The organism is Enterobacter sp. SORGH_AS_0287 (assembly GCF_031453695.1).
Classification (GTDB): domain Bacteria; phylum Pseudomonadota; class Gammaproteobacteria; order Enterobacterales; family Enterobacteriaceae; genus Enterobacter; species Enterobacter ludwigii.
Genome location: NZ_JAVIZW010000001.1, coordinates 2,465,257 through 2,489,511, shown reverse-complemented (window position 1 = coordinate 2,489,511; position 24,255 = coordinate 2,465,257). Strand labels below are relative to the sequence as shown.

At 54.8% G+C, this 24,255-nt stretch carries 21 protein-coding genes and 1 other RNA gene; 12 read left to right on the top strand and 10 right to left on the bottom strand.

Annotation, left to right across the window (positions count from 1 at the left end):
* The first annotated feature begins 63 nt into the window (after positions 1 to 63).
* From ffs to QE396_RS11845, 3 genes are all read left to right on the top strand, one after another.
* An RNA gene (ffs, locus tag QE396_RS11855) (signal recognition particle sRNA small type) lies at positions 64 to 160 on the top strand.
* A 270-nt stretch (positions 161 to 430) separates the two neighbouring features.
* Entirely contained in the window at positions 431 to 682 is a 252-nt protein-coding gene (locus QE396_RS11850; RefSeq protein WP_020885198.1) for a hypothetical protein, read from the top strand.
* The gene (locus QE396_RS11845) at positions 679 to 894 is read left to right on the top strand and encodes a hypothetical protein (RefSeq protein ID WP_014168888.1); all 216 of its coding nucleotides are present in this window, start codon (positions 679 to 681) and stop codon (positions 892 to 894) included. The genes QE396_RS11850 and QE396_RS11845 overlap by 4 nt, the downstream gene beginning before the upstream one ends.
* Positions 895 to 974: 80 nt before the next feature.
* Here the strand turns inward: QE396_RS11845 and QE396_RS11840 are convergent, their stop codons facing one another.
* Positions 975 to 2,396 carry a PLP-dependent aminotransferase family protein gene (locus QE396_RS11840; RefSeq protein ID WP_047355647.1) on the bottom strand — a complete coding sequence of 474 codons (1,422 nt, stop codon included), beginning with the start codon at positions 2,394 to 2,396 and terminating at the stop codon, positions 975 to 977.
* 87 nt (positions 2,397 to 2,483) lie between these two features.
* On the opposite strand from QE396_RS11840, the gene QE396_RS11835 reads away from it, so the two are divergent.
* From QE396_RS11835 to QE396_RS11825, 3 genes are all read left to right on the top strand, one after another.
* The gene (locus tag QE396_RS11835) at positions 2,484 to 3,095 is read left to right on the top strand and encodes a YitT family protein (protein ID WP_014168890.1); all 612 of its coding nucleotides are present in this window, start codon (positions 2,484 to 2,486) and stop codon (positions 3,093 to 3,095) included.
* A gap of 78 nt (positions 3,096 to 3,173) precedes the next feature.
* Positions 3,174 to 4,244, top strand: a complete 1,071-nt coding sequence (locus QE396_RS11830; RefSeq protein ID WP_047355648.1) for a LacI family DNA-binding transcriptional regulator — start codon at positions 3,174 to 3,176, stop codon at positions 4,242 to 4,244.
* Positions 4,245 to 4,347: 103 nt separating this feature from the next.
* The gene (locus tag QE396_RS11825) at positions 4,348 to 7,440 is read left to right on the top strand and encodes a beta-galactosidase (protein ID WP_309951155.1); all 3,093 of its coding nucleotides are present in this window, start codon (positions 4,348 to 4,350) and stop codon (positions 7,438 to 7,440) included.
* A gap of 33 nt (positions 7,441 to 7,473) precedes the next feature.
* On the opposite strand, the gene QE396_RS11820 is transcribed toward QE396_RS11825, so the two are convergent.
* Positions 7,474 to 8,340: a nickel/cobalt efflux protein RcnA gene (locus QE396_RS11820; protein ID WP_309951152.1), complete on the bottom strand. Its 867-nt coding sequence runs from the start codon at positions 8,338 to 8,340 to the stop codon at positions 7,474 to 7,476.
* 134 nt (positions 8,341 to 8,474) lie between these two features.
* Here QE396_RS11820 and QE396_RS11815 point away from each other — a divergent pair, with 134 nt between their 5' ends.
* Positions 8,475 to 8,747, top strand: coding sequence for a metal/formaldehyde-sensitive transcriptional repressor (locus tag QE396_RS11815; protein WP_020885193.1), 273 nt, complete (start codon positions 8,475 to 8,477; stop codon positions 8,745 to 8,747).
* Here the strand turns inward: QE396_RS11815 and QE396_RS11810 are convergent.
* Positions 8,740 to 10,305: an EAL domain-containing protein gene (locus QE396_RS11810; protein ID WP_020885192.1), complete on the bottom strand. Its 1,566-nt coding sequence runs from the start codon at positions 10,303 to 10,305 to the stop codon at positions 8,740 to 8,742. The genes QE396_RS11815 and QE396_RS11810 overlap by 8 nt on opposite strands.
* Before the next feature lie 208 nt (positions 10,306 to 10,513).
* Here QE396_RS11810 and QE396_RS11805 point away from each other — a divergent pair, with 208 nt between their 5' ends.
* The gene (locus QE396_RS11805; RefSeq protein WP_010428154.1) at positions 10,514 to 10,774 is read left to right on the top strand and encodes a type B 50S ribosomal protein L31; all 261 of its coding nucleotides are present in this window, start codon (positions 10,514 to 10,516) and stop codon (positions 10,772 to 10,774) included.
* 2 nt (positions 10,775 to 10,776) lie between these two features.
* Positions 10,777 to 10,917, top strand: coding sequence for a type B 50S ribosomal protein L36 (gene ykgO / locus QE396_RS11800; RefSeq protein ID WP_003859006.1), 141 nt, complete (start codon positions 10,777 to 10,779; stop codon positions 10,915 to 10,917).
* Here ykgO and QE396_RS11795 read toward each other — a convergent pair.
* The gene (locus QE396_RS11795; RefSeq protein ID WP_020885191.1) at positions 10,914 to 11,624 is read right to left on the bottom strand and encodes a GNAT family N-acetyltransferase; all 711 of its coding nucleotides are present in this window, start codon (positions 11,622 to 11,624) and stop codon (positions 10,914 to 10,916) included. The two genes, ykgO and QE396_RS11795, sit on opposite strands and share 4 nt — an antisense overlap.
* Before the next feature lie 100 nt (positions 11,625 to 11,724).
* On the opposite strand from QE396_RS11795, the gene QE396_RS11790 reads away from it, so the two are divergent.
* Entirely contained in the window at positions 11,725 to 13,185 is a 1,461-nt protein-coding gene (locus tag QE396_RS11790; protein ID WP_020885190.1) for a PLP-dependent aminotransferase family protein, read from the top strand.
* Here the strand turns inward: QE396_RS11790 and QE396_RS11785 are convergent.
* The 6 genes from QE396_RS11785 to acrA all read right to left on the bottom strand — a co-directional run bounded on the left by QE396_RS11785 (position 13,157) and on the right by acrA (position 19,998).
* Entirely contained in the window at positions 13,157 to 13,624 is a 468-nt protein-coding gene (locus QE396_RS11785; RefSeq protein ID WP_020885189.1) for a YlaC family protein, read from the bottom strand. The genes QE396_RS11790 and QE396_RS11785 overlap by 29 nt on opposite strands.
* A gap of 117 nt (positions 13,625 to 13,741) precedes the next feature.
* The gene (gene maa, locus QE396_RS11780) at positions 13,742 to 14,293 is read right to left on the bottom strand and encodes a maltose O-acetyltransferase (RefSeq protein ID WP_309951148.1); all 552 of its coding nucleotides are present in this window, start codon (positions 14,291 to 14,293) and stop codon (positions 13,742 to 13,744) included.
* 209 nt (positions 14,294 to 14,502) lie between these two features.
* Entirely contained in the window at positions 14,503 to 14,721 is a 219-nt protein-coding gene (locus tag QE396_RS11775) for an HHA domain-containing protein (protein ID WP_014168902.1), read from the bottom strand.
* A 27-nt stretch (positions 14,722 to 14,748) separates the two neighbouring features.
* The gene (tomB, locus tag QE396_RS11770) at positions 14,749 to 15,123 is read right to left on the bottom strand and encodes an Hha toxicity modulator TomB (protein ID WP_020885187.1); all 375 of its coding nucleotides are present in this window, start codon (positions 15,121 to 15,123) and stop codon (positions 14,749 to 14,751) included.
* A 512-nt stretch (positions 15,124 to 15,635) separates the two neighbouring features.
* The gene (acrB, locus tag QE396_RS11765) at positions 15,636 to 18,782 is read right to left on the bottom strand and encodes a multidrug efflux RND transporter permease subunit AcrB (protein WP_014168904.1); all 3,147 of its coding nucleotides are present in this window, start codon (positions 18,780 to 18,782) and stop codon (positions 15,636 to 15,638) included.
* 22 nt (positions 18,783 to 18,804) lie between these two features.
* Positions 18,805 to 19,998, bottom strand: a complete 1,194-nt coding sequence (gene acrA, locus QE396_RS11760) for a multidrug efflux RND transporter periplasmic adaptor subunit AcrA (protein ID WP_020885186.1) — start codon at positions 19,996 to 19,998, stop codon at positions 18,805 to 18,807.
* A 141-nt stretch (positions 19,999 to 20,139) separates the two neighbouring features.
* Between acrA and acrR the strand changes: the two genes are divergently transcribed.
* Both acrR and mscK read left to right on the top strand, forming a co-directional pair.
* Positions 20,140 to 20,793 carry a multidrug efflux transporter transcriptional repressor AcrR gene (acrR, locus tag QE396_RS11755; RefSeq protein ID WP_014168906.1) on the top strand — a complete coding sequence of 218 codons (654 nt, stop codon included), beginning with the start codon at positions 20,140 to 20,142 and terminating at the stop codon, positions 20,791 to 20,793.
* A gap of 113 nt (positions 20,794 to 20,906) precedes the next feature.
* On the top strand, positions 20,907 to 24,254 hold the full coding sequence (mscK, locus tag QE396_RS11750; protein ID WP_014168907.1) for a mechanosensitive channel MscK: 3,348 nt from the start codon (positions 20,907 to 20,909) through the stop codon (positions 24,252 to 24,254).
* Position 24,255: the final 1 nt, after the last annotated feature.

Sequence of the window (24,255 nt, the reverse complement as noted above, 5' to 3'; positions counted from 1 at the left end):
TTGGCGGTAAGCACAGGGATAATGCGCCAGCGCGTTGGTTATCAACGCTCTCAATGGGGGCTCTGTTGGTTCTCCCGCAACGCTACTCTGTTCACCAGGTCAGGTCCGGAAGGAAGCAGCCAGGGCAGACGACGTGTGTGCCGGGATGTAGCTGGCAGGGCCCCCACCCATTTCTGCTCTCACCAGCACTCTCCCTGTTTCTCTTTGCTTCGAATAGCCTTTAATCCACAACGTTATTAGGACTTTACTGACTGTATGTAATATATATTTCATTGCATTGAAATATTACTGTCATAAACCTGTAATAATAGACTGTCATTTTAATATCGGATGTCTTTTTTCTGTCATAACTTAAAAATATATATTTCTGGATAACATTGGTAAGTTCGTGTATTAAATAAAGTACTTATTCCGAAGGGAAGTGACAAACATGGCTACTGCGGTGTTAAACGTTAAGATTGATCAAGCGCTAAAAGAAAGACTTCGCCACTATGCAGAAGTTAATAACGAGAATTTAAGCGTGACGACAGAGAAACTGCTGCTGCTGGCATTCGAAGCGGTAGAAGAGGCGGGAGTATCGGAAGAGGATATTGATAACCAGCATACGGAAGAAGAGAGTGTTTCTCCATTTACTCCTAAAGAAATCAAGGCTCTACGTAAAATTCTTAAGAAGAGAAAATGAAACAACAACTGTCAACTGCCAGTGACTACAACGAGGCCTGCGATCTGTTGCGTTCAGGCTACGTGAAGCATGTACGTCTTGGCTGGAATGTAGGAAGTGATGAGTTCTTTCGTATTGCGTCTGACTGGTGTGATACCGGCGCAAAAATAAAGAAAGACGGTGAAAATTTCGTTATTTCACTGAAAGGTTTTCCTATTCCTCCTCAGCACTAAATCTTGAATGGTGAAAACTGCTGACTGTATCTGTGACAGTCAGCAGTTTTTATTTTATGATCCACTTCAAATTTTTTATATCAAACCAGACTTCTTTTTATTGATGGCACGTTTTTATTCAGGGCGAGCCACAAGGGTTTAATTCTCAGTAACGCCTGTTCAAGCTCAGCCGGATCGAGTGAAAAAGGCATACGTAAATACCGATCAAACGCACCCGATAAACCAAACCGCGTGCCGGTCCCCAGGTTGATTCCCAGTATCTCTGCGCGTGCAGCAAGCTGTGTTGCCAGCATCCCCGGCAGTTCAATCCAGTAGGAAAGCCCACCTTCCGCTTCATGGAATGTCCATTCAGGGAAGTGCTCACGCAACAGCGCGCCGCATTGGTCTCGTCGTTCCGCCAGCATCTTCCGGCGAGCAGGCAAAAACGTTTCGCTGTTCTTGATAAGCCACAGCGTCGCCAGCTGTTCGAGCATGGGCGATCCTAAATCCAGGGTATCCCGCGTCTGGGCAAGCGTAGCGATGGTGCGCGAGGAGGCACGGATCCAGCCAAGACGAAGGCCGCCCCAGAAACTTTTTCCGGCGGAGCCTAACGTTATCACGGTGGCCTGAGGGTTAAATGACGCCAGCGGCGGCGGTGGGGGCGAGTCAAACCACAGATCCACCATCGTTTCATCTACTACCAGCGTCGTGCGGGTTTGCGCGGCAATCTCGGTGATTGCCTGACGGGTGGGAATATCCATGCATCGCCCGGTCGGGTTATGAAAATCGGGCATCAGGTAGGCCAGGCGCGGCGCTGTCTGGGCAAGCGTTGCGGCAAACCCATGGGTATCCCAGCCCGTTTCCGGCAGCGATACACCCACTGGACGGCACTGCGCTCCCTGAATGGCGGCGATCGCCAGCGGGTAAGTGGGATGATCGACCACGACGCGATCCCCCGGGCCGGTCATCATCCGCAGGACCAGCGCAAAACCGCTGACCGCGCCATTGACCACCATCACCTCGTCTGTCCGGGTCGGAAGCCCCCGCGCGGTATAGCGTGCGGCGATGGCTTCCCGCAGCGCCGGCAACCCAAGCTGATCGTAACCCGTAAGCGAGAGATGTTGCGTAATGGCCGTGAGCGCATGGGTATAGGCCTGGTGGATCTCAGGCCCGGCATTGAGCGCCGCGGTGGAGAGATCCAGCGCGGCACTGGCTGCTGAAAGGGTTGGCACGGCGCGTGTGTCGGGCAGGATCACGCGTGAACCGCTGCCGTGGCGGCTTTCAAGATAACCTTCCTCACGCAGATGGGCGAGTGCGCTGCTGATGGTGGTCCGGCTCACATCCAGCGCAGTGGCCAGCTCCCGCTCGCCGGGTAGACGGGTGTTAAGCGCCAGTCGGCCATCAAGAATTAACAGGCGTAACGCATCCGCCAGCTGACGCCAGAGCGGGGTCCGGGACGAGGTTTGTTGCCAGTGGCCTAACAGGCGTACCAATGACTGGCTTCCGAAGCGGCGAGATGACATGTGCAGTCCACTATTTGAAAACTGGACATTAATCATAATGCCATTTTCGCTCAAGATGAAAGCCTGGTTCACTGGAGAAGATAAAAAATGGTACGTCGTCTGCTACAACTGTATGTCGGTTTAGGGCTGTATGGGCTTTCAACCACGATGTTTATTCGATCGGATCTGGGGCTCGATCCGTGGGACGTCTTCCACCTGGGCGTGGCGATCCAGCTGGGGTTGAGCATTGGGATGGTGATTATTTTAACCGGTGCGGCGGTACTCCTGCTGTGGATCCCGCTGCGTCAGATGCCTGGTCTGGGAACCCTCAGTAACGTGATTATTATTGGCCTGGCGGCAGATGCCTCCATGGCCCTGATCCCCGAGGTGACCTCGCTGCCCCTGCGTATCGCGCTGCTGGTGGCCGGAATTGTCGTGAACGCGATAGCCACCGGTATGTATATCGGTGCCGGTTTCGGGGCGGGCCCGCGCGACGGTCTCATGACCGGGATCCATGCCCGTATGGGATGGTCCATCCGCAGCGTGCGTACCTCGATTGAAGTGTCCGTGCTGCTGATTGGGTGCATGCTGGGCGGGACGTTCGGGATAGGCACCGTCGCGTATGCGCTGACCATTGGCCCGCTTATCCAGATCTGCTTGCCTCTGTTCCGTTATAAGCCACGCGTTGAGAAGGCCCCCCAGCCAGAGCGGGTTGTTTAATTCTGCGAAGCGCTCACATGTTTTCATGGCGTCGCTGTGTCAGAATGGTGGCCTTCGAATGACGCGATGCCAGAATGCATGAAAGCAATCACTCTCTATGATGTCGCCCTCCTTGCGGGGGTTTCTTATCAGACCGTTTCCCGTGTGATTAACGACGCGGAGCATGTCTCTGCCCGCACGCGGGAAAAGGTGCAGCAGGCGATGGCGGAACTGCACTACGTTCCCAATCTCAGAGCACAACAGCTGGCGGGTAAACGTACCCGTACGCTTGGCCTTATTACTACCGATCTGGCGCTGCACGCCCCTTCGCAAATTGTTTCGGCGGTAAAATCCCGGGCGGTTGAGCAGGGGGCGAGCGTGCTTATCTCAATGGTGGAACATCAACAGCAGTGCCAGTCTGCCCTTCAGGCGTTGCTGGCGCAGCGTGTGGAAGCTCTGCTGGTGAATGTGCCGCTGGAGGATCCTCATGCTGAAGCGCTAAAAGCCCTCGCATCGCCCATTCCGGTGCTGTTTCTGGATGTCTCGCCCTCGGCTCAGGTAAACAGTCTTGTGTTTAATGCAGAGCAGGGTGCTCGTCTCGGGATTGAGCATCTGCTTTCGCTGGGGCATGAGCGTATAGCGCTGCTGAGCGGACCGGAGAGCTCTGTCTCCGCCCGGGCACGTCTCGCAGGCTGGAACACCACGCTGGCACAGGCCGGGCTTGAGGCTGTCGCGGTGGCGCACGGCGACTGGAGTGCGGCAAGCGGCTATGAGAAAGGACATTTGCTGTTATCTGCCGCGCAACTCCCGGATGCGATAGTGGTCGCGAACGACCAAATGGCGCTGGGGGTGATGCGCGCCTGTGCGGAAAAAGGGACCGCGATCCCGGGGCAGATGTCGGTTGTCGGGTTCGACGATACGGCAGACAGCGCCTGGTTTTCTCCCCCACTGACCACCATTCGCCAGGCTTTTCGCGAGGCCGGCGAGCGAAGCGTGGAGTGGCTGCTGGCGCCAGTCGAGGGTGACGCATGCTGGCAGGTTCAGCTTCCGGTGACGCTGGTGACCCGCCATTCTACCGCTCGCCACGATCCGCAGCAGATCGAACGCGAGGATCTGGCTCAGCAGCTCAGGAGCCTGGCGTTAGCGGCTGAGCAACTTGCCCGCCGGTAAGACTTTTGTGATCTGACTCGCTACCCCGCGATCCGATGCTTTACCGCACCCGGTAGCCAGGGCATGTTAGCTAAAATTGTGAGCGCTTCGCAAAGAGGTTAATATGTCCAACACTCCATCGCTGACCCTCAGCGCACTTCTGGCTCGTCGGGACTGGGAAAATCCCGGAGTCACCCAGTGGAACCGCCTGGCAGCACATGCTCCCTTGCACAGCTGGCGTGACGAACACTCCGCTAGAGAAGACGGGGGAACCGTCAGCCGACGCCTCCTTAACGGGGAGTGGCGTTTTAGCTTCTTTCCTGCACCAGAGCAGGTTCCTTCGGTATGGGTCAGTGAAGATTGCGCCGATGCCGTGCTGATGCCCGTGCCCTCTAACTGGCAGATGCAGGGGTTCGACACGCCCATCTACACCAACGTGACCTATCCTATCCCTGTAAACCCACCGTTTGTGCCGCAAGAAAACCCAACAGGTTGTTACTCGCTCACATTTGAGATGGATGATGCCTGGCTGCAGAACGGTCAAACCCGCATTATCTTCGATGGCGTGAATTCGGCGTTTCATCTGTGGTGTAACGGTCAATGGATCGGTTATTCACAGGACAGCCGACTGCCCGCCGAATTCGATCTCTCAGCGGTACTGCGTCCTGGCGAGAACCGCATTGCGGTCATGGTGTTGCGCTGGTGCGACGGGAGCTATCTGGAAGATCAGGACATGTGGCGCATGAGCGGGATTTTCCGCGATGTGTCGCTGCTGCATAAGCCAGAGACGCACATAGCCGATTATCAGGTTGTGACTGACCTGAATGCGGAGCGGGATCGCGCGGTGCTGAAGGTGGATCTCGCGCTCGCAGGCGCACAGTTTGCGGAGTGTGAGGTGGCGTTTACCCTGTGGCGCAACGGCGAAAAATGCGCCAGTGCCACCGGGCGGCCGGGCACTGCCGCTGTCGATGAGCGCGGCGGCTGGGCCGAGCGGCTAACGGTGACGCTCCCCGTTGAGGCGCCAGCCTTGTGGAGTGCGGAAACGCCGGAACTTTATCGCCTGACGATGACGCTTCTGAACGCGCAGGGTGAGGTGCTGGAAACGGAGGCCTGCGATGTGGGGTTCCGCCGCATAGAGATCAGCAATGGCCTGCTGAAGCTCAACGGTAAACCCCTGCTGATCCGCGGCGTTAACCGGCATGAGCATCACCCGGAAAACGGCCAGGTGATGGATGAAGCCACGATGCGCCGCGATATCGAACTCATGAAGCAGCATAACTTCAACGCCGTGCGCTGCTCACACTATCCGAACCATCCGCTGTGGTACACGCTTTGCGACCGCTATGGTTTGTATGTCGTCGACGAAGCCAATATTGAAACCCACGGCATGGTGCCGATGAGTCGCCTTGCTGACGATCCGCGCTGGCTCCCTGCCATGAGCGAACGCGTCACCCGCATGGTGCAGCGCGACCGCAATCATCCTTCGATTATCATCTGGTCGCTGGGGAATGAGTCCGGCCATGGCGCGAACCATGACGCACTGTATCGCTGGCTGAAAACCACCGATCCGACGCGTCCGGTGCAGTACGAAGGCGGTGGGGCGAATACGGCAGCGACCGATATCGTGTGCCCGATGTATGCCCGGGTCGATCAGGATCAGCCCTTCCCGGCGGTACCGAAATGGTCTGTTAAAAAATGGATCGGCATGCCGGATGAAACGCGTCCGCTTATTCTCTGTGAATACGCCCACGCGATGGGGAACAGCTTCGGTGGTTTTGCCAAATACTGGCAGGCGTTTCGCCGCCATCCTCGCCTGCAGGGGGGATTTGTCTGGGACTGGGTTGACCAGGCGCTGACCAGAAAAGACGACAATGGCACACCGTTCTGGGCCTACGGGGGAGACTTTGGCGACACGCCCAATGACCGCCAGTTCTGCCTTAACGGGCTGGTTTTTCCCGATCGCACACCGCATCCGGCGCTGTATGAAGCCCAGCGCGCTCAGCAGTTTTTCACCTTTACGCGGATAAGTACGTCTCCGCTGGTGATTGAAGTCCACAGCGATTACCTGTTCCGTCATACCGATAACGAGGTGCTGCGCTGGACCCTTGTCCGTGACGGCAGCGTGCTGGCCAGGGGGGACGTGACGCTCTCCATTGCTCCCCAGGGCACACAGCGTCTGGACATCAACCTGCCAGCGCTGGCGCCTGAAGCGGGTGACGTCTGGCTGAACGTTGAAGTGCACCAGCCGCGGGCGACGCCGTGGTCACCGGCAAACCATCGCTGCGCGTGGGAGCAGTGGCCGGTTCCGACTCCCCTGTATATCGCCCCGCCAGCGCCAGAAGGTGTACCGCCGGTGTTAACGCAAACTGGCGACGTGTTTGAGCTGGTGCATCAGCAGCAACGCTGGCAGTTCAACCGCGCATCAGGACACCTGACGCAATGGTGGCGCAATGGCGTTGAAACGCTGCTCTCACCGCTGATGGATAACGTTAGCCGCGCACCGCTGGACAATGATATTGGTGTGAGCGAGGCCACGCGAATCGATCCGAATGCGTGGGTGGAGCGCTGGAAAGCGGCAGGCATGTACGAGCTCACCCCGCGATTACTGCACTGTGAAGGAGAGCAGCATGCAGCCGAGGCGGTGGTGAAAACCCTGCATGTCTGGGAGTTTCGCGGTAAAGCGCTGTTCCTGAGCCGTAAAGTCTGGCGGGTGGACGATCGGGGCGTTTTGCATGGCGATATTCAGGTCGATATTGCGTCTGATATCCCGGAACCGGCACGCGTAGGCCTGAGTGTTCACCTTGCCGCAACGCCGGAAGCGGTTCAGTGGCTGGGGCTTGGGCCACATGAAAACTACCCGGACAGAACGCTGGCGGCTCAGCAGGGGCGCTGGACATTACCGCTGGAAGCCATGCACACGCCTTACATCTTCCCGACAGAAAATGGTCTGCGCTGTGATACCCGTGAACTGCTGCTGGGCGCGCATCGGCTGAATGGCCTGTTCCATTTCTCCGTCAGCCGCCACAGCCAGCAGCAGTTGCATGAGACAACTCACCATCATCTGTTGCGCGAGGAGCCGGGGTGTTGGCTTAACCTGGACGCGTTTCATATGGGCGTGGGCGGTGATGACTCGTGGAGCCCCAGCGTCTCGCCGGAATTTATTCTGCAGAAACGCCAGCTTCGCTATACCTTCAGCTGGCAGCAGAACCCTGACTGAGCAAAGAGGCGGCCACAGCAGTGGCCGCCTCGCTTACGCCAGGATACCGCTCAGGCCGTGCAGGCTCATGTAAATCCCGACCACAGTAATCAGGACAGCGGAGATCCACGGTGCTTTTCGTGAAAACTCGCTGAAACCCGGCCAGCGTTTTGTCGCATGCTTAAGGCTCAGGGCGGCAATTGCACCGGAAGCGACCAGCGTTAACGCCAGACCAATACTGAAGCTGAATACCAGCGTTGCGCCGAGGGCAAAATGCTTCAGCTGCAGGCAGATGAGCAGGACCGTGATTGAGGCCGGGCAGGGGATAAGCCCTCCGGTCAGGCCAAACAGGGCAATTTGTCCGGTGGTAACGTTCTGGCCGTTGAAGCGGCGGTTAATATCCTGCGCGTGCGCGCGCTGGTGGGCGTCCTGCCACTCTTCTTCAACCAGTGGATGCCCATGGTCGTGATGATCATGATGGTGGTTATGGTCATGGTCGTGATGATCATGATCATGATCATGGTGATCATGGTGATCATGGTGATCATGGTGATCGTGATGATGGTGGTGATCGTGTGGCTGACTCTCCTTCCAGGTTCGCCAGGCCATCCACAGGGCGATCAGCACGATCAGTATCCCCGAGACCAGCTGGAACCAGGGCTCAGACGTATGCGCATCCCAGCCCCGGCCAAACCATAATCCTGCCATAGCAATGATCCAGACCACCGCCGTATGGGAAAGCGTTGCCGCCAGACCAAGCAACACCGCCTGTTTCAGCGTACCGCGAATAGCCACAATAAACGCGGCCATCATCGTTTTGGAGTGGCCCGGCTCCAGGCCATGCAGCGCGCCGAGGAGGATAGCGCTGGGTACAAACAGCCAGGCATTGCCCTGCTGGAGGAGTGAAGCAAAATCGTTCATGGAAAATTCCGGAGTGGAAAGCGTGTTCAGATACTACTCCCCCCCAGTAGTCTAATACTACCCCCCAGTAGAAAAATACTCAGGGGGAGTAGAGCATGATATGCTTTAAAAGCCATACGATAAGGGAGACAGAGATGTCACATACGGTTCGCGACAAGAAGATGTTATTGACTCGCCTGAAGAAAATTCAGGGGCAAAGCGCTGCCCTGGAAAAAATGCTCAATAGCGACCACGAATGCGCCGACGTGTTACAACAGCTGGCGGCGATCCGCGGCGCGGTAAACGGCATGATGATGCAGGTGATCGAAGGTCATCTCACCGATCATGTGGTGAAAGAGCCTGAAGAAGCTCAGCGCGAAGCCGATCTTGGCGTCGTGTTACAGGTGATCAAATCCTATCTTAAGTAGGATGTGTTTTGAGGTTATCTTCCGCCCAAAGAATAAAGTCCGCTTTCGGCAACGCCTTGCTGTAGTACCAACCCTGCCCATACTGCACGCCGTGACGACGTAGCCAGGCGAGTTGCCCTTCGGTCTCCACGCCTTCCGCAACCATCGCCAGCTTCAGCGATTTCGCCATTTCAATAATGTGTGGCGTCACGTTTTTATATTCCAGTGCATCCACAAACGCTTTATCAATTTTTAGCGTGTCGACATCCAGATCCTGCAGGTAGCTCAGGCTGGAATAGCCCGTACCGAAATCATCAATATAGATTGCGTGGCCTGAATGACGAAAGGCGGCGATGGCCGGCGCGCTGATTTTAGGATCGGCAAAGCCGCGCTCGGTTAACTCAAGGGCGATCTGTTGCGGATGGACTTTCCACTTATTCATTAAGTGACTCAACAGTGGCGGAAGTTTTCCCGAGGTCAAATCGGCCGGCGCGAGGTTAATGGAAATATGCTGCCCGGCGTGAAGGTGCAGCCAGTAGCCCATATCCTCAAACACCTTTTCAATGACCAAATACGTCAGCTGCGAGATGAGCCCCGTTTGCTCAGCAAGCGGCACAAAAATATCCGGTGAAAGGCTGCTCCCGTCAGGCTGGGGCCAGCGGGTTAGCGCCTCTGCGCCCACAATCTTCCCGCTAGAGAGTTCAATAATGGGCTGGTAATGCACCACAAATTCCCGGTTATTGATGGCGTCAAGCAGGCGGTTGCGTGGCGACTGGATGCGACGCAGCAGTCGCAAAACAAAGAGTGCGGCAAGCAGGCTTATCAGTATGCCGAACGGCAGCCAGATAAGAAGTTGCTGGTGCCAGGTTTCAGCCAGCGGTTTTAACGCCGCCCAGGCGACCACCGTAAACCCCAGTTCAGGAACAGGCTTCATAATGTATATCGAGCCGTTGTACTGAATGCGGGTGACGCCCTGAACCTTAACCAGATTGCGGATATGCGGATCGAGCTTGCTGCTGCTGGCAAAAATGAGATGTGATTTGCTGCCCACCAGGGCGGCATCTGTGGCGATCTCACCGAAAGGGATCACATCGACAAGCGAGGCAGGATCCACCAGCACCAGATAGTGGCCCCGACCCAGGACCGCCATGTAGCGGCTAAAACCGAGATCGTTTTGCGTGGTGAGCCATGCGCCATAACCATCTTCCGTGATTCGCATGGGCGGCGGGAAAGGGGCCGACTGACTGGTTTGTTCCAGGGACGAGCAAAGGGGTTCAAGATTGTTGATATAAATAACTTCCTGAACATAACGCCATGAAAAAGCGACCCGCCGCATCTCCCTTAAATGCATAACGCTACAGGGGATCCCTTTAAAGGTCTGCAGGCTGTTGAGCGCTTCTTTAGCATCATCCACCACCCTGGCGGTACGTATCAGCACGCGTGAGGCATAGCTATCCAGCGCATCGACAAACTTATCTTCCGCCTGGCGATGTGCCAGCCAGATGCTCAGGCTAATCGGAACCAGCACCGCAATGATAAGTACGCCGGTCACCAGACTGACCAGATGTCGGGTTTTCATGGTGCTGTTTCCTTCCTCTTATGCCCGCTCCTGGGCGCTGAAAAACCTGCCAGAGGAGAAAGATTTTACCGCTAAATGATAAAGTTATAGCACGCGCAGGTCATGATTTACGGCACAACAGAAAATATCGTCGGGGCAGAGGGGTTGTTTTTTCAGCAGGGGTTAGATATCATTTTGTTATGTTATAACAAAACATAAAGAGTTTACGATGAAACCAGATATCCACCCAGCCTATCGCACCGTGGTGTTCCACGACACCAGTGCTAATGAATACTTTAAAGTCGGCTCAACCATTAAGACCGACCGCGAAATTGAACTCGACGGTGAAACGTATCCGTATATCACCATCGAGGTCTCTTCAAAATCGCACCCGTTCTACACCGGCAAGCAGAAAACGTTCTCGACGGATGGCAGTGCGGCGCGCTTCCGTAAGCGTTTCGGCGGCTTTCTTAATGCGAAGCGGGGATAACCATGCAGGTACTTAACTCATTGCGCAGTGCAAAACAGCGTCACCCGGATTGCCAGATAGTCAAACGCAAGGGACGCTTATACGTGATTTGCAAATCCAATCCGCGCTTTAAGGCGGTTCAGGGACGTAAGAAAAGACGCTAGACGCGTGTTTCGCGCCAGCTTTCCAGGGATCTTTTCTGGTTGCCATCGGCAGTAAAATTGTCGGTGGCAAGCCAGCCTTCAAAGGCACTCGCCAGCGCCGGCCACTCTTTGTCGAGAATTGAAAACCAGTCGGTATCCCGGTTATGACCTTTCGTGACCAGTGCCTGACGAAAACGCCCCTCAAACTGAAAGCCAAGACGCAGTGCCGCCTTGCGCGAAGGCGCGTTCAGGCTGTTGCACTTCCACTCGTATCGACGATACCCAAGGGTGTCGAACACGTATCGCATCAGCAGATATTGCGCTTCCGTCGACATCGGCGTGCGGCTGAGCAGCGGGGAGAAATGAACATGTCCCACCTCCACAACGCCGTTGGTTGGATCGATCCGCATCAGAGCCAGCGTGCCGACCGGGGACTGGGTCTGGTTGTCGATAACGCTAAAGTGAATCGGATCGGATAAGTCGCGCACGCTTTCTACCCATCCTGCAAACGCCTCTGCGCTGGCATCCGGCTCACGCAGCAGCCACGTCCAGCTGCGGGTATCTTCGGCCAGAGAATACGCGCTGAACAACGCCTCAGCGTGCTCTACTCGCAGCGGCTCAAGGCGACAATAGTGGCCCTGAAGCACCACACGTGAAGGGTGCTGGCGGGGTTGCCAGTCGATAAGCGCCTCGCCTACTGGCTGTCCAAACTCGTTGAATGTTTTCATTTTACTGTCCGTGACGTTGATAAGAACGCCAGACTAGTGAATTACTGGTTCCTTAAAAAGTGCCACTCAGCTATGTTTTGGTGGTACCACGGGAGGCGAGATGAACATACCGGGCGATGAATTTTATACTTTGCTGAATGCCGCGTTGAAAGCGCGGGGGGAAGAGACGTTGCAGCGCGCGCTGTATCATGCACTGCGTGAGGCGATACTGTGCGGCAAGCTACACGCCGGGAGCCGGCTTCCCGGTTCGCGAATGCTGGCTCAGCAGCTCTCGCTTTCACGGAATACCGTCAATGCGGCGCTGGAACAGCTGACGCTCGAAGGGTATCTGCTGCGTAACCGCCTGGGGACGCGGGTAGCGCAGCTGGCGCAGCGTACGCTCGTTCAGGCATTGCCGGACTCTGCCGTCACGCTCGGCACCCGGGTCGCCTCGCTGCCTGCGCCGGTGCCGCGTGATACCCCGGTTCCGGCATTTACGCCGGGAACACCGGCCATCAACTACTTTCCCCTGCCGCTGTGGCGGCGCTTGTACGACCGGGTTCTGCGTGAAGAGGGCAGCGCGCTCTTAGGGTATGGCGATCCTGCCGGGGAACCGTCGCTGCGGGCGGCCATTGCTCGCCACCTTGCCCTTTCGCGCGGCATTGACTGCGATGCCAGTCAGATAGTAATGACCGAAGGCGCGCTTGAGGGGGTAAACCTTTGCACGATGCTGCTGAGCGAACCCGGCAGCGTCGCGTGGGTGGAAGAGCCTGGCTATGGCGGGGCTAAAAGCGCCTTTGCCAAAGCGGGCTTAGTCATGACGGGGATGCCGGTTGATGACGAAGGCATGTTCTGGGAAGGGCTGGATACGCCGTCCCCTGCGCTTATTTTCACCTCACCTTCGCACCAGTTTCCGTACGGAAGCGTGCTCAGTGCGCGGCGACGCCTGGCGCTGCTGGATCTGGCCCGGCAGCATAACGCCTGGATTATTGAAGATGATTACGACAGCGAGTTTCGTTATTCCGGTGAGCCCGTGCCCGCAATGCTGGGAATGGTCAACAATGCGCCGGTTGTCTATCTCGGTACCTTCAGCAAAACCCTCTTTCCGTCGCTGAGAATGGGGTTCATGGTGTTACCCCCGGCGCTGGCAAAAGCGGCCCGTCCAGCCATTGGCGCGCTGCTGCGTGGCGGGCATCGCGCCGAACAGCGAACCCTGGCGCTGTTTATTGAGGAAGGACATTATGCCCGCCACCTTGCCGCCATGCGCCGGCTCTACCGTAAGCGCTACCGACAGCTGCGTGAGGTGCTGAGTGCTGAGCTTCATACCCCGCATCGCATTCTGGCGGGTGAAGGGGGGATGCATCTGACGCTGGCAATAGACGGCATCGACGACCAGAAAGTGGTTGAGCAGGCGAGGGCGTTTCAGCTGGCACCCGCTGCACTGAGCGGGTATTACCTGGAGCCGAAGCAGGGGCAAACCGGTCTGGTGTTAGGTTACGGCAATACCTCTGCTTCTCAGTTTGTGTCGGGTATCCGACGCATACAGGCTTTAATCACACAGCAGCAGGACGGGAAAGGGTAAAGACATCATAAAAAGAGAGCTGACCTTTGGTGGATACCATCTTCTGCAGCTTCTCTTTTTGCACCGTTTCAACCGCGGGGGAGTGCATGATGCTTTCGATCAGCTCCGGCGGCACGTAACGCGTGTTATACCATTCACCGTTATAGCAAACCCGGAAATCAAGGACGTCGATATCTTCGTAGCGGTAGCGGGGATTAACGTCAAAAAAGAAAAAGGCGTTAAACACCACAAACAGAATGACAAGCAGCCAGACGGAGTCCACCAGAGTTTCGGACTTCAGCATCACAATCAGTGTCGCCAGCCAGGCGGCATACATTGCGACAAACAGTCCAGGGTGTTTGCGAATAAAGCTGATGCTAAAGCGTGGGCGATTGTCGCGCTTTTCGCGGTGATTAAGATCGTCGATGGTGGCAGTAAGCAGGCGCTGTATCTCGGTCATTTTTTGCCTTTATGAGAATTGACAATACAGGATGTCTGCCAATTTTAGGGGAGCCATTTGGCTGAAAAAAGTAACAGTCAGGCGCTAAAAGACCATAACAGTTGACTCCCCGTCAATTTACAGCCGTTTAATGATTGTTGCCGGATTGCCGCCGACGACGACATTCGCCGGGACGTCTTTCGTTACGATAGCGCCGGAGGCCACCACCACATTATCACCCAACGTAACGCCCGGGTTAATAACCGCACGTCCGCCAATCCAGAGGTTGTTGCCGATGGTCACCGGCTTGCCAAACTCCACGCCGCTATTACGCGCGTCGGCGTCCAGCGGATGGGTTGCCGTGTAAATATGCACCCCTGGCGCGAGCATGCAGTTGTCGCCAATATGTATCGGGCAGACATCCAGCATCACGCAATCGAAATTGGCGTAAAATTCTTTGCCCAGATAAATGTTATATCCATAGTCACAGCGGAAGCTCGGCTCAATATAGGCCCCTTCGCTTTGCCCGAGGAGTTCCGCCAGAATGTTCTGGCGTTCGAGTTTCTCATCAGGTGCAGTGTGGTTATAACGGTGAACCAGGTGTCGGGCGCGTAATCGGTCGGCCCGTAATGTTTCATCACCAGGGCGGTAATGTTCACCTGCAATCATCTTCTGCTTTTCTATGCTCATTGGGAACCTCACTGGTCGTCTTTACCGTAGGGTAATCGGAACAGGATAGCAGGGGAACGTTCCCGGAAAATCACTGTGACTATCATCACAATAATATTGCGGATGAGCACGTTTTACACGGAGACCTGCACTGGGGCAGGAGGGTATAGCCAGAAAGTTGAATACAGCTGAGAAAGTGGCGTAGAACCTCTACAGACACACTTCAAAGATTAACGGACAAATCTCCACACGGACGTTGGGATTTTGTCATACAGCTTATTCATGGTCAGTTCTGCAAGACGGTGGTCAGCCGCTGAATAAAATACCGCCAGTTCATTATCAGAAAGCTCGTATTTATTCTTTTCAATTACACGTTCAAGCGTGTCTATTGACTGACAGCGTCGCAAACGCATCAAATAATCGATTTTTGTGAGTGGTTTTTCAGACATAAATTTACCTTACTAATTGTAATAATTTTAACAGGAAAGACTAACGGGGTTAGCTCTGCTCACGTTGATGAAGCAACGAAATAGTCGGTTGCCCGATTTACGCCATTTCTGCAAATCTTGCGCATTAATGCCGTAGCTGCTGAACAACATAAAGGTGTCATCCAGGTATTCATCAATTTGCTCAATCAGCTTATTATCTTCATTGTACTTAATTTTATAATTAAGTGCGAAGGTTGCAATATGCTCGATCAACTCGTTTAACTGTAAATTGATGGCAGACGTTGGGTCGTTTACCCAGCCATGGTTACTTTCATCAAGATTGGCAAGGCAGTCATGGTACAAGGATTCGCAGAGAAATTTCAACTGCGCGATATCATGCCTTTTTGGCGAGTACTCGTCCATAGCGCATCCCCCTTCTGAGTGATTTCTTACTCACCGAACATCATGTCGGGATGGATACAACATACTTAGCCGCACGGGTGCTGTGTTCCTGATAACTCTAACTATAATCCACTCTGATCAAGATTTCACCGCGCTATTACGAAAAATTACAAATAAAAGCACTGACTGCGAGCCTTTACGCAAATGTGCCTTCAGCGCTAAACATTTTTATCCAGATTAACGCGGAACTTTTTTCGCTCCCTTACGTTTCATTGGCTTAGCGTAAACAATCCTAAGATGTCCAAATCCGGAGTTCTCTTTGTCTGAAGATATGGTTAGGAATATTCCTAATCACTTAAGCAGGGAAATGAAATTAAAAAAATCCTGAATTCAGCGATTACGTTATCAGTTAATTATGATATGTCATTGTAGGCGGCAGGAAATAAATAGAAGCACAATAAGCCTATTTTATGATTTTTTTCCGAAAAAGAAAAAGGCCGCTAATGCGGCCTTTTTATCATGTGAAACCGGTATCAGTGCGGTTCTACCGAATGACTGTGCTCAATATCTTCATTCTTGCGGCTAAAGCGGCGGCGAACCACCACGAAGAATACCGGAACGAAGAAGATAGCAAGAACGGTTGCGGTAACCATACCCCCCATAACGCCTGTACCGACGGCGTTCTGTGCACCGGAACCCGCACCGGTACTGATAACCAGCGGCATTACCCCGAGGATAAATGCCAGTGATGTCATCAGGATTGGGCGCAGACGCATACGCACCGCGTCAAGGGTCGCCTCAATCAGGCCTTTACCTTCTTTCTCCATCAGATCTTTGGCGAATTCAACGATAAGTATCGCGTTCTTCGCCGACAAGCCAATGGTTGTCAGCAGGCCCACCTGGAAGTACACGTCGTTGGTTAATCCACGGAACGTTGCCGCAAGCAGCGCACCGATAACCCCCAGTGGCACCACCAGCATAACGGAGAACGGAATCGACCAGCTCTCATACAGTGCCGCCAGACACAGGAAGACCACAATCAGTGAAATGGCGTACAGGGCAGGGGCCTGGTTACCGGACAGACGTTCCTGGTAGGACATACCGGTCCAGTCATAGCCGATACCCGCAGGCAGTTTACCTGCCAGCTCTTCCATCAGGTTCATGGCTTCACCGGTGCTTCGGCCTGGTGCGGCCTGACCCAGGATCTCCATGGATGGCAGCCCGTTATAACGTTCCAGACGCGGCGAACCGTATTCCCAATGCGACGTAGAGAAGGATGAGAACGGCACCATCTGACCGTTGTTGCCGCGAACGTACCAGTTGTTGATATCGTTCGGTAACATACGGTATTGCGCCTCTGACATCACGTACACTTTCTTCACACGACCACGGTCAATGAAGTCGTTAACGTAGCTACCGCCCCAGGCCGCGCCCAGCGTGGTATTGATGTCACTGATGGAAACGCCCAGTGCCTGCGCTTTCTCCTGATCGATGTCGATTTTGTACTGAGGCGTATCTTCCAGACCGTTAGGACGCACGCCGACCAGAAGGTCAGGGTGTTTCGCCACTTCACCGAACAGCTGGTTACGTGCCTGCGTCAGTTTTTCATGACCCAGACCGCCCTGGTCAATCAGCTGGAAGTCGAAACCTGTCGCTGTACCCAGTTCAACTATCGCTGGCAGGTTAAAGGCGAAGACCATCGCATCTTTAATCTGTGAGAACGTGCCCATTGCACGGCCAGTAATTGCCTCAACTTTGTTCTCTTCGCCCGGACGTTCTGACCAGTCTTTCAGAGAAACGAAGGCAATACCGGTGTTCTGACCACGACCCGCAAAGCCAAAGCCGTTAACCGCAAACACGGATTCAACGTTAGCTTTCTCTTTGGTGAGGTAGTAATCCGTTACTTCATCCAGCACCTTCTGGGTACGTTCTTGCGAGGCACCCGCCGGCAGCTGTGCCATCGTCAGGAACACGCCCTGGTCTTCATCGGGCAGGAACGAGCTTGGCAGACGAACGAACAGATAGGCCATACCCACCACGATGATGATATAGAGCAGCAGGTAACGACCGGTGCTGCGCAGGATGTTACCCACGCTGTCGGTGTAGTGATGCGTGCTCTTATCAAACATGCGGTTAAACCAGCCGAAGAACCCTTTATGCTCGCCGTGACCGCCTTTTTGAACAGGTTTCAGCATGGTGGCACACAGTGCAGGCGTCAGGATCAATGCAACCAGTACCGACAGCGCCATCGCCGAGACAATGGTGATGGAGAACTGACGATAAATTGCACCGGTAGAGCCGCCAAAGAAGGCCATCGGGATAAACACCGCAGACAGTACCATCGCGATACCGACCAGCGCGCCCTGGATCTGGCCCATGGATTTACGGGTTGCTTCCTTCGGCGGTAGACCTTCTTCCGCCATAACACGCTCGACGTTTTCTACCACCACGATGGCGTCATCCACAAGCAAGCCGATGGCGAGCACCATCCCGAACATTGTCAGGGTGTTTATCGAGTAGCCAAAGATGGCCAGTATGGCGAAGGTCCCGAGCAATACGACCGGTACGGCGATGGTTGGGATCAGCGTCGCGCGGAAGTTTTGCAGGAACAGATACATGACCAGGAATACCAGGATGATCGCTTCTGCCAGGGTTTTAACCACTTCGTGAATCGAGATTTTGACGAACGGCGTGGTGTCATACGGATAAACGATCTTCAGGCCGGACGGGAAGAACGGTTCCATCTTCTTCAGTTCCGCACGGATAGCCGTCGCGGTGTCCAGGGCGTTAGCACCTGTCGCCAGTTTGATCCCGAGACCGGAAGCCGGCTTGCCGTTAAACTTCGCAATGATGTCGTAGTTTTCGCCACCCAGTTCCACTTTCGCCACGTCGCGCAGACGAACCTGCGAACCGTCCTGATTCACCTTCAGCAGAATTTTGCTGAACTCATCGGCGGAGGTCAGACGGGTCTGTGCGATGATCGAGGCGTTAAGCTGCTGGCCTTTCACCGGCGGGGTACCGCCTAACTGACCGGCGGCAACCTGGGCGTTCTGCGCTTTGATGGCGTTGATCACGTCCACCGGCGTCAGCTGGAAGTTGTTCAGTTTGTTCGGATCCATCCAGATACGCATCGCGTACTGAGAACCGAACAGCTGAACGTCACCCACGCCAGACGTACGGCTGATGGCGTCCTTCATGTTGGCGCCCACGTAGTCGGAAATATCCTCCTGCGTCATGGTGCCGTTGGTGTTGATAACGCCAACAACCATCAGGAAGCTACTGGACGATTTCTCGACGCTCACACCCTGCTGTTGTACTTCTTGTGGCAGCAACGGCATGGCGAGCTGCAGTTTGTTCTGGACCTGAACCTGCGCGATGTCAGCATCAGTACCTGACTGGAAGGTCAGGGTGATCTGTACCGTACCGGTTGAGTCACTGTTTGAGGACATGTACATCAGGTTATCGATACCGTTCATGTTCTGTTCGATAACCTGTGTCACGGTGTCCTGCACCGTTTTTGCATCAGCCCCGGGGTAGGTTGCGGAAATTGTTACCGCCGGTGGCGCAATCGTTGGATATTGCGCGACAGGCAGCTTCAGGATCGCAAGTCCCCCAGCCAGCATGATGATTATGGCGATCACCCATGCAAATATGGGGCGATCGATAAAGAAATTAGGCATGTCTTAACGGCTCCTGTTTAAGTTAAGACTTGGTTTGTTCTGACTGGCCAGCGGCCGAAGCTTGTTGTTTATCGTCAGATTTCACTTCCTGTGCTTTGACCTGCGCGCCAGGACGAACTTTTTGCAAACCAGTAATAATCACGCGATCGCCATCTTTCAGACCTTCCGTCACCAGCCATTTATCGCCAATCGCCTGCGTGGCAGTGATGTTGCGCGTTTCGACTTTGTCATCAGCCCCGACAACCAGTGCACTCGCGTCGCCACGTGGCGTACGGGTGACACCCTGCTGAGGCACCAGAAGTGCGGTTGGGTTGGTGCCTTCTTCCAGACGCGCGCGAACGAACATACCAGGTAAGAGTGTCTTATCCGGGTTCGGGAAAATCGCACGTAAGGTGATGGAACCGGTAGTTTGGTCGACCGTCACATCGGAGAATTCCAGTGTGCCTGCCTGCGGGAACTTGATACCGTCATTGGTCACGAGCTCCACTTTGGCTTTACCGTTTTCCTGCTTCAGCGTGCCGTTTGCCAGCTCTTGTTTCAGGCGCAGGAAATCGTTGCTGGACTGGGTCACGTCAACGTAAATCGGATCAAGCTGCTGCACGGTGGCCAACGCGTTGGTCTGACCGTTCTGCACCAGCGCCCCTTCCGTGACGGAGGATTTACCGATGCGACCGCTGATTGGGGAGGTCACTTTGGTATAGGCGAGGTTGATACGCGCTGTTTCCACTGCAGCTTTCGCGGCAATCACGGCGGCGTTGGTCTGCTGTGCATCAGACAGGGCAGTGTCATAATCCTGTTGACTGATGTACTTGGTACCGAGCAGTTTTTTGTAACGGTTCAGCGTCAGTTGGGAGATTTTGGCTGCAGCTTCTGCTTTCGCCAGATCGCCTTTTGCGCTCTCATAGGAGGCCTGGTAGGTTGCCGGATCAATCTGATACAGAGACTCGCCAGCTTTCACTTCACCACCCTCGGTGAAGTTACGTTTCAGGATGATACCACTCACCTGAGGACGCACTTCTGCGATGCGGTATGCGCTGGTACGGCCCGGTAATTCTGTCGTTATCTGGAGAGGTTCGGACTTGAGCGTCACCACGCCAACTTCTGGCACCTGCTGAGCTCCTTGTTGAGCCTGTTTGTCGTCACATCCTGTTAGCGCTAAGCTGCCTGAGAGCATCAGAACGACCGCCAGAGGCGTTAACCCTCTGTTTTTGTTCATATGTAAACCTCGAGTGTCCGATTTCAAATTGATCAATGGTCCTGAGTCCAAAAACCCATTGCTGCGTTTATATTATCGTCATGCTATGGTACATACATTCACAAATGTATGTAAATCTGACTCCTGTAAATTCACTAACGTATGGCACGAAAAACCAAACAACAAGCGCTTGAAACCCGACAACACATTCTGGATGTGGCTATGCGTTTGTTTTCTCAGCAGGGTGTTTCGTCAACCTCGCTGGCGCAGATTGCTCAGGCCGCGGGCGTCACGCGGGGAGCGATTTACTGGCATTTTAAAGACAAGACAGATCTGTTCAGTGAAATCTGGCAACTCTCAGAGTCCAGCATTAGCGATCTTGAGACTGAGTATCGGGCAAAATTCCCCGAGGATCCACTCTCAGTATTAAGAGAAATATTAGTATATATCCTTGAAGCAACGGTAGTTGAAGAACGTCGCAGGTTAATGATGGAAATCATCTACCATAAATGCGAGTTGGTCGGAGAGATGGCGGTCGTCCAGCAGGCGCAGCGCAGCCTGTGTCTGGAAAGCTACGATCGCATTGAACAGGTCCTCACCCAGTGCATGCAGGCGAACCAGCTGCCGGCGACGTTAATGACCCGACGGGCGGCTGTGCTGATGCGCAGTTATATTTCCGGCCTGATGGAAAACTGGCTTTTCGCCCCGGACTCCTTTGACCTGAAGAACGAAGCCCGCAGCTATGTCGCTATTTTCCTGGAGATGTGCCAGCTCTCCCCGACGCTGCATGGCAAGTCAGGCTCGCTAACAGCCTGACGCGATTCCAGGATTTCTCTTAGAGGCTCACGTTCGCGCTATTCTGCTTCAGGCGAGCGTGATATCCTGCACGCCGGACTATTTTCGGTCATCTTCTGACATCATTCACAACTATGCTGCACACCAATCGCTCGCAACATCCTGTTCTTGTATTTTTATTGGCGACGCTGTTTTTCTTCGCAACGGCACCGCTTTCCTGGGCCCGCGCCGATAACAACAATGACATCCCTTCACGCAGTGATGTTCAGTCGCAACTCGACACCCTGAATAAACAAAAAGATCTCTCTGCTCTGGATAAGCTCGTTCAGCAGGATCTGACGGAGACGCTGGAAACGCTTGATAAAATTGAGCGTGTTAAAGCGGAAACCACACAGCTTCGGCAGAAAGTGGCGCAGGCGCCTGAAAACATGCGTAAGGCCACGGAATCGCTGAATGCCCTGAGCGATGTGGATAATGACGACGAAACCCGTAAAACGCTCGCGACCCTGTCATTGCGTCAGCTGGAATCGCGCGTCGCACAGCTGCTCGACGATCTGCAAACGGCGCAGTCCGATCTCGGCACGTACAACAGCCAGCTTGTCTCCCTGCAAACCCAGCCCGAGCGCGTGCAAAATGCGATGTACGCCGCCTCTCAGCAGCTGCAGCAGATCCGCAACCGTCTGAACGGTACGTCGGTTGGCGAAGGCACCCTGCGCCCAACGCAGCAAACGCTGCTGCTGGTGCAGCAGGCCTTACTGAATGCGCAAATCGAACAGCAGCGTAAAAGCCTGGAAGGGAATACGGTGCTGCAGGATACGCTCCAGAAGCAGCGCGACTACGTAACGGCGAACATTAATCGTCTGGAACATCAGCTTCAGCTGTTGCAGGAGGCGGTTAACAGTAAGCGCCTTACGCTGACGGAGAAAACGGCTCAGGAAGCCGTCTCACCGGACGAAACTGCCCGCATTCAGGCGAACCCGCTGGTGAAACAGGAGCTCGAGGCTAACCATCAGCTGAGCCAGCGCCTGATACTGGCAACAGAAAGCGGTAACTCGCTGGTTCAGCAAAATATCAGAGTGAAAAACTGGCTGGACCGCGCGCTGCAGGCTGAACGCAACATTAAAGAGCAGATTGCGGTTCTGAAAGGCAGCCTGCTGCTGTCGCGTATTCTCTACCAGCAACAGCAGACGCTGCCGTCCGCCGATGAGCTCGAGGACATGACCAACCGCATTGCGGATTTGCGTCTGGAACAATTCGATGTGAACCAGCAGCGCGACGCCCTTTTCCAGAGCGATACGTTTGTCGCCAAATTGGAAGAAGGCCATTCCAGTGAAGTGAACCCGGAAGTTCACGACGCCCTGCTGCAGGTTGTGGATATGCGCCGCGAGCTGCTCGACCAGCTCAACAAACAGCTCGGCAACCAGCTGATGATGGCGATTAACCTGCAGATCAACCAGCAACAGCTGGTGAGCGTGTCGAAAAGTCTGCAGGAGATCCTGACCCAGCAGATTTTCTGGGTTAACAGCAATAAGCCGATGGACTGGGACTGGATTAAATCCTTCCCTGAAACGCTGAAGGCGCAGATTAAGAGCATGAAAATCACCGTAAACTGGGAGAAAGCCTGGCCTGCGGTGATGATTGCATTCCTGGCGGGGCTCCCGCTGCTGCTGATTGCTGGCCTGATCCGCTGGCGTCTGGGCTGGCTGAAGAAATACCAGGATAAGCTGGCGTCTGAAGTGGGGCAACTGCGTAACGACAGCCAGCTGCACACGCCAAAAGCGATTCTGATCGATCTGATCCGCGCGCTGCCGGTCTGCCTGATTATTCTGGCGGTGGGGCTTATCCTGCTGACGATGCAGCTCAACATCAGCGACCTGCTGTGGGCGTTCAGTAAAAAACTGGCCCTGTTCTGGCTGGTGTTTGGCGTGTGCTGGAAAGTGCTGGAAAAAGACGGCGTTGCGGTGCGTCATTTCAACATGCCTGCGCAACTGACCAGCCACTGGCGTCGTCAGATTGTACGCGTCAGCCTGGCGCTGTTGCCGCTGCACTTCTGGTCCGTCGTCGCTGAGCTGTCTCCGCTGCACCTGATGGACGATGTCATGGGCCAGCTGGTTATTTTGCTGAACCTGCTGCTCATTGCCATCCTGATGTGGCCGATGTGCCGCGACAGCTGGCGGGATAAAGAGTCTCACAACATTCGTCTGGCCACCGTGACGGTACTGGCGATTATTCCACTGGCACTGATGGTGCTCACGGCGACGGGGTACTTCTATACCACGTTGCGCCTGTCCGGACGCTGGATTGAAACCGTCTATCTGGTGATCGTCTGGAACCTGCTCTATCAGACCGTACTGCGTGGCCTGAGCGTGGCGGCTCGCCGCATCGCTTATCGTCGTGCCATCGCGCGTCGCCAGCATCAGGTGAAGGAGGGGGCCGAAGGCGCGGAGCCACAGGAAGAGCCAACCATCGCGCTGGAGCAGGTTAACCAGCAGACACTGCGTATCACCATGCTGGTGATGATCGCGCTGTTTGCGGTGATGTTCTGGGCGATCTGGTCTGATTTAATCACCGTCTTTGCCTACCTCGACAGTATCACCCTCTGGCAATACAACGGCACCGAAGCGGGCGCCGCGGTAATGAAAAGCGTGACCATGGGCAGCTTGCTCTTTGCTCTGGTGTCGTCAGTGGTAGCCTGGGCGTTGATTCGAAACCTGCCAGGCCTGCTTGAAGTGCTGGTGCTGTCGCGTCTGAACCTGCGTCAGGGGGCGTCGTATGCCATCACCACCATCCTCAACTACGTCATTATTATTGTCGGGGCGATGACGGTCTTTGGATCGCTTGGCGTCTCGTGGGATAAACTGCAGTGGCTGGCGGCCGCGCTCTCTGTCGGTCTCGGTTTTGGCTTGCAGGAGATCTTCGGTAACTTTGTTTCCGGTCTGATCATCCTGTTCGAACGTCCGGTGCGTATCGGTGATACCGTCACCATCGGCACCTTCTCGGGAACGGTCAGCAAGATCCGTATTCGTGCCACCACCATCACCGACTTCGATCGCAAAGAGGTGATCATCCCGAACAAAGCGTTCGTCACCGAGCGACTGATCAACTGGTCGCTCTCCGACACCACAACGCGCGTCGTCATTCGACTGGGCGTAGCCTACGGCTCCGATCTGGATAAAGTGAAAGAGGTGTTGTTAAAAGCCGCGAAATCGCATCCTAAGGTGATGCACGAGCCCGCCCCAGATGTGTTCTTCACCACCTTTGGGCCGAGCACGCTGGATCACGAGTTGCGGTTATACGTGCGTGAGCTGCGCGATCGCAGCTACACCGTGGATGAGCTGAACCGCACTATCGATCGTCTGTGCCGTGAAAACAACATTAACATCGCCTTCAACCAGCTTGAAGTTCACCTGCGTAACGAGAAAGGTGACGAGCATACGGAAGTGAAGCGCGAGATTCAGGGTGACGATCCTACCCCGGCGTAAT

Bases quoted from the DNA above. Each gene is read 5' to 3' on its own strand.
- ykgO (WP_003859006.1), top strand. From the start codon at position 10,777: ATGCAGGTACTTAACTCATTGCGCAGTGCAAAACAGCGTCACCCGGAT.
- QE396_RS11815 (WP_020885193.1), top strand. From the start codon at position 8,475: ATGTCACATACGGTTCGCGACAAGAAGATGTTATTGACTCGCCTGAAG.
- QE396_RS11850 (WP_020885198.1), top strand. From the start codon at position 431: ATGGCTACTGCGGTGTTAAACGTTAAGATTGATCAAGCGCTAAAAGAA.
- QE396_RS11840 (WP_047355647.1), bottom strand. From the start codon at position 2,396: ATGTCATCTCGCCGCTTCGGAAGCCAGTCATTGGTACGCCTGTTAGGC.
- QE396_RS11810 (WP_020885192.1), bottom strand. From the start codon at position 10,305: ATGAAAACCCGACATCTGGTCAGTCTGGTGACCGGCGTACTTATCATT.
- QE396_RS11830 (WP_047355648.1), top strand. From the start codon at position 3,174: ATGAAAGCAATCACTCTCTATGATGTCGCCCTCCTTGCGGGGGTTTCT.
- QE396_RS11795 (WP_020885191.1), bottom strand. From the start codon at position 11,624: ATGAAAACATTCAACGAGTTTGGACAGCCAGTAGGCGAGGCGCTTATC.
- QE396_RS11820 (WP_309951152.1), bottom strand. From the start codon at position 8,340: ATGAACGATTTTGCTTCACTCCTCCAGCAGGGCAATGCCTGGCTGTTT.
- mscK (WP_014168907.1), top strand. From the start codon at position 20,907: ATGCTGCACACCAATCGCTCGCAACATCCTGTTCTTGTATTTTTATTG.
- QE396_RS11775 (WP_014168902.1), bottom strand. From the start codon at position 14,721: ATGTCTGAAAAACCACTCACAAAAATCGATTATTTGATGCGTTTGCGA.
- QE396_RS11835 (WP_014168890.1), top strand. From the start codon at position 2,484: ATGGTACGTCGTCTGCTACAACTGTATGTCGGTTTAGGGCTGTATGGG.
- QE396_RS11805 (WP_010428154.1), top strand. From the start codon at position 10,514: ATGAAACCAGATATCCACCCAGCCTATCGCACCGTGGTGTTCCACGAC.
- acrB (WP_014168904.1), bottom strand. From the start codon at position 18,782: ATGCCTAATTTCTTTATCGATCGCCCCATATTTGCATGGGTGATCGCC.
- QE396_RS11790 (WP_020885190.1), top strand. From the start codon at position 11,725: ATGAACATACCGGGCGATGAATTTTATACTTTGCTGAATGCCGCGTTG.
- QE396_RS11845 (WP_014168888.1), top strand. From the start codon at position 679: ATGAAACAACAACTGTCAACTGCCAGTGACTACAACGAGGCCTGCGAT.
- maa (WP_309951148.1), bottom strand. From the start codon at position 14,293: ATGAGCATAGAAAAGCAGAAGATGATTGCAGGTGAACATTACCGCCCT.
- QE396_RS11825 (WP_309951155.1), top strand. From the start codon at position 4,348: ATGTCCAACACTCCATCGCTGACCCTCAGCGCACTTCTGGCTCGTCGG.
- acrA (WP_020885186.1), bottom strand. From the start codon at position 19,998: ATGAACAAAAACAGAGGGTTAACGCCTCTGGCGGTCGTTCTGATGCTC.
- QE396_RS11785 (WP_020885189.1), bottom strand. From the start codon at position 13,624: ATGACCGAGATACAGCGCCTGCTTACTGCCACCATCGACGATCTTAAT.
- tomB (WP_020885187.1), bottom strand. From the start codon at position 15,123: ATGGACGAGTACTCGCCAAAAAGGCATGATATCGCGCAGTTGAAATTT.
- acrR (WP_014168906.1), top strand. From the start codon at position 20,140: ATGGCACGAAAAACCAAACAACAAGCGCTTGAAACCCGACAACACATT.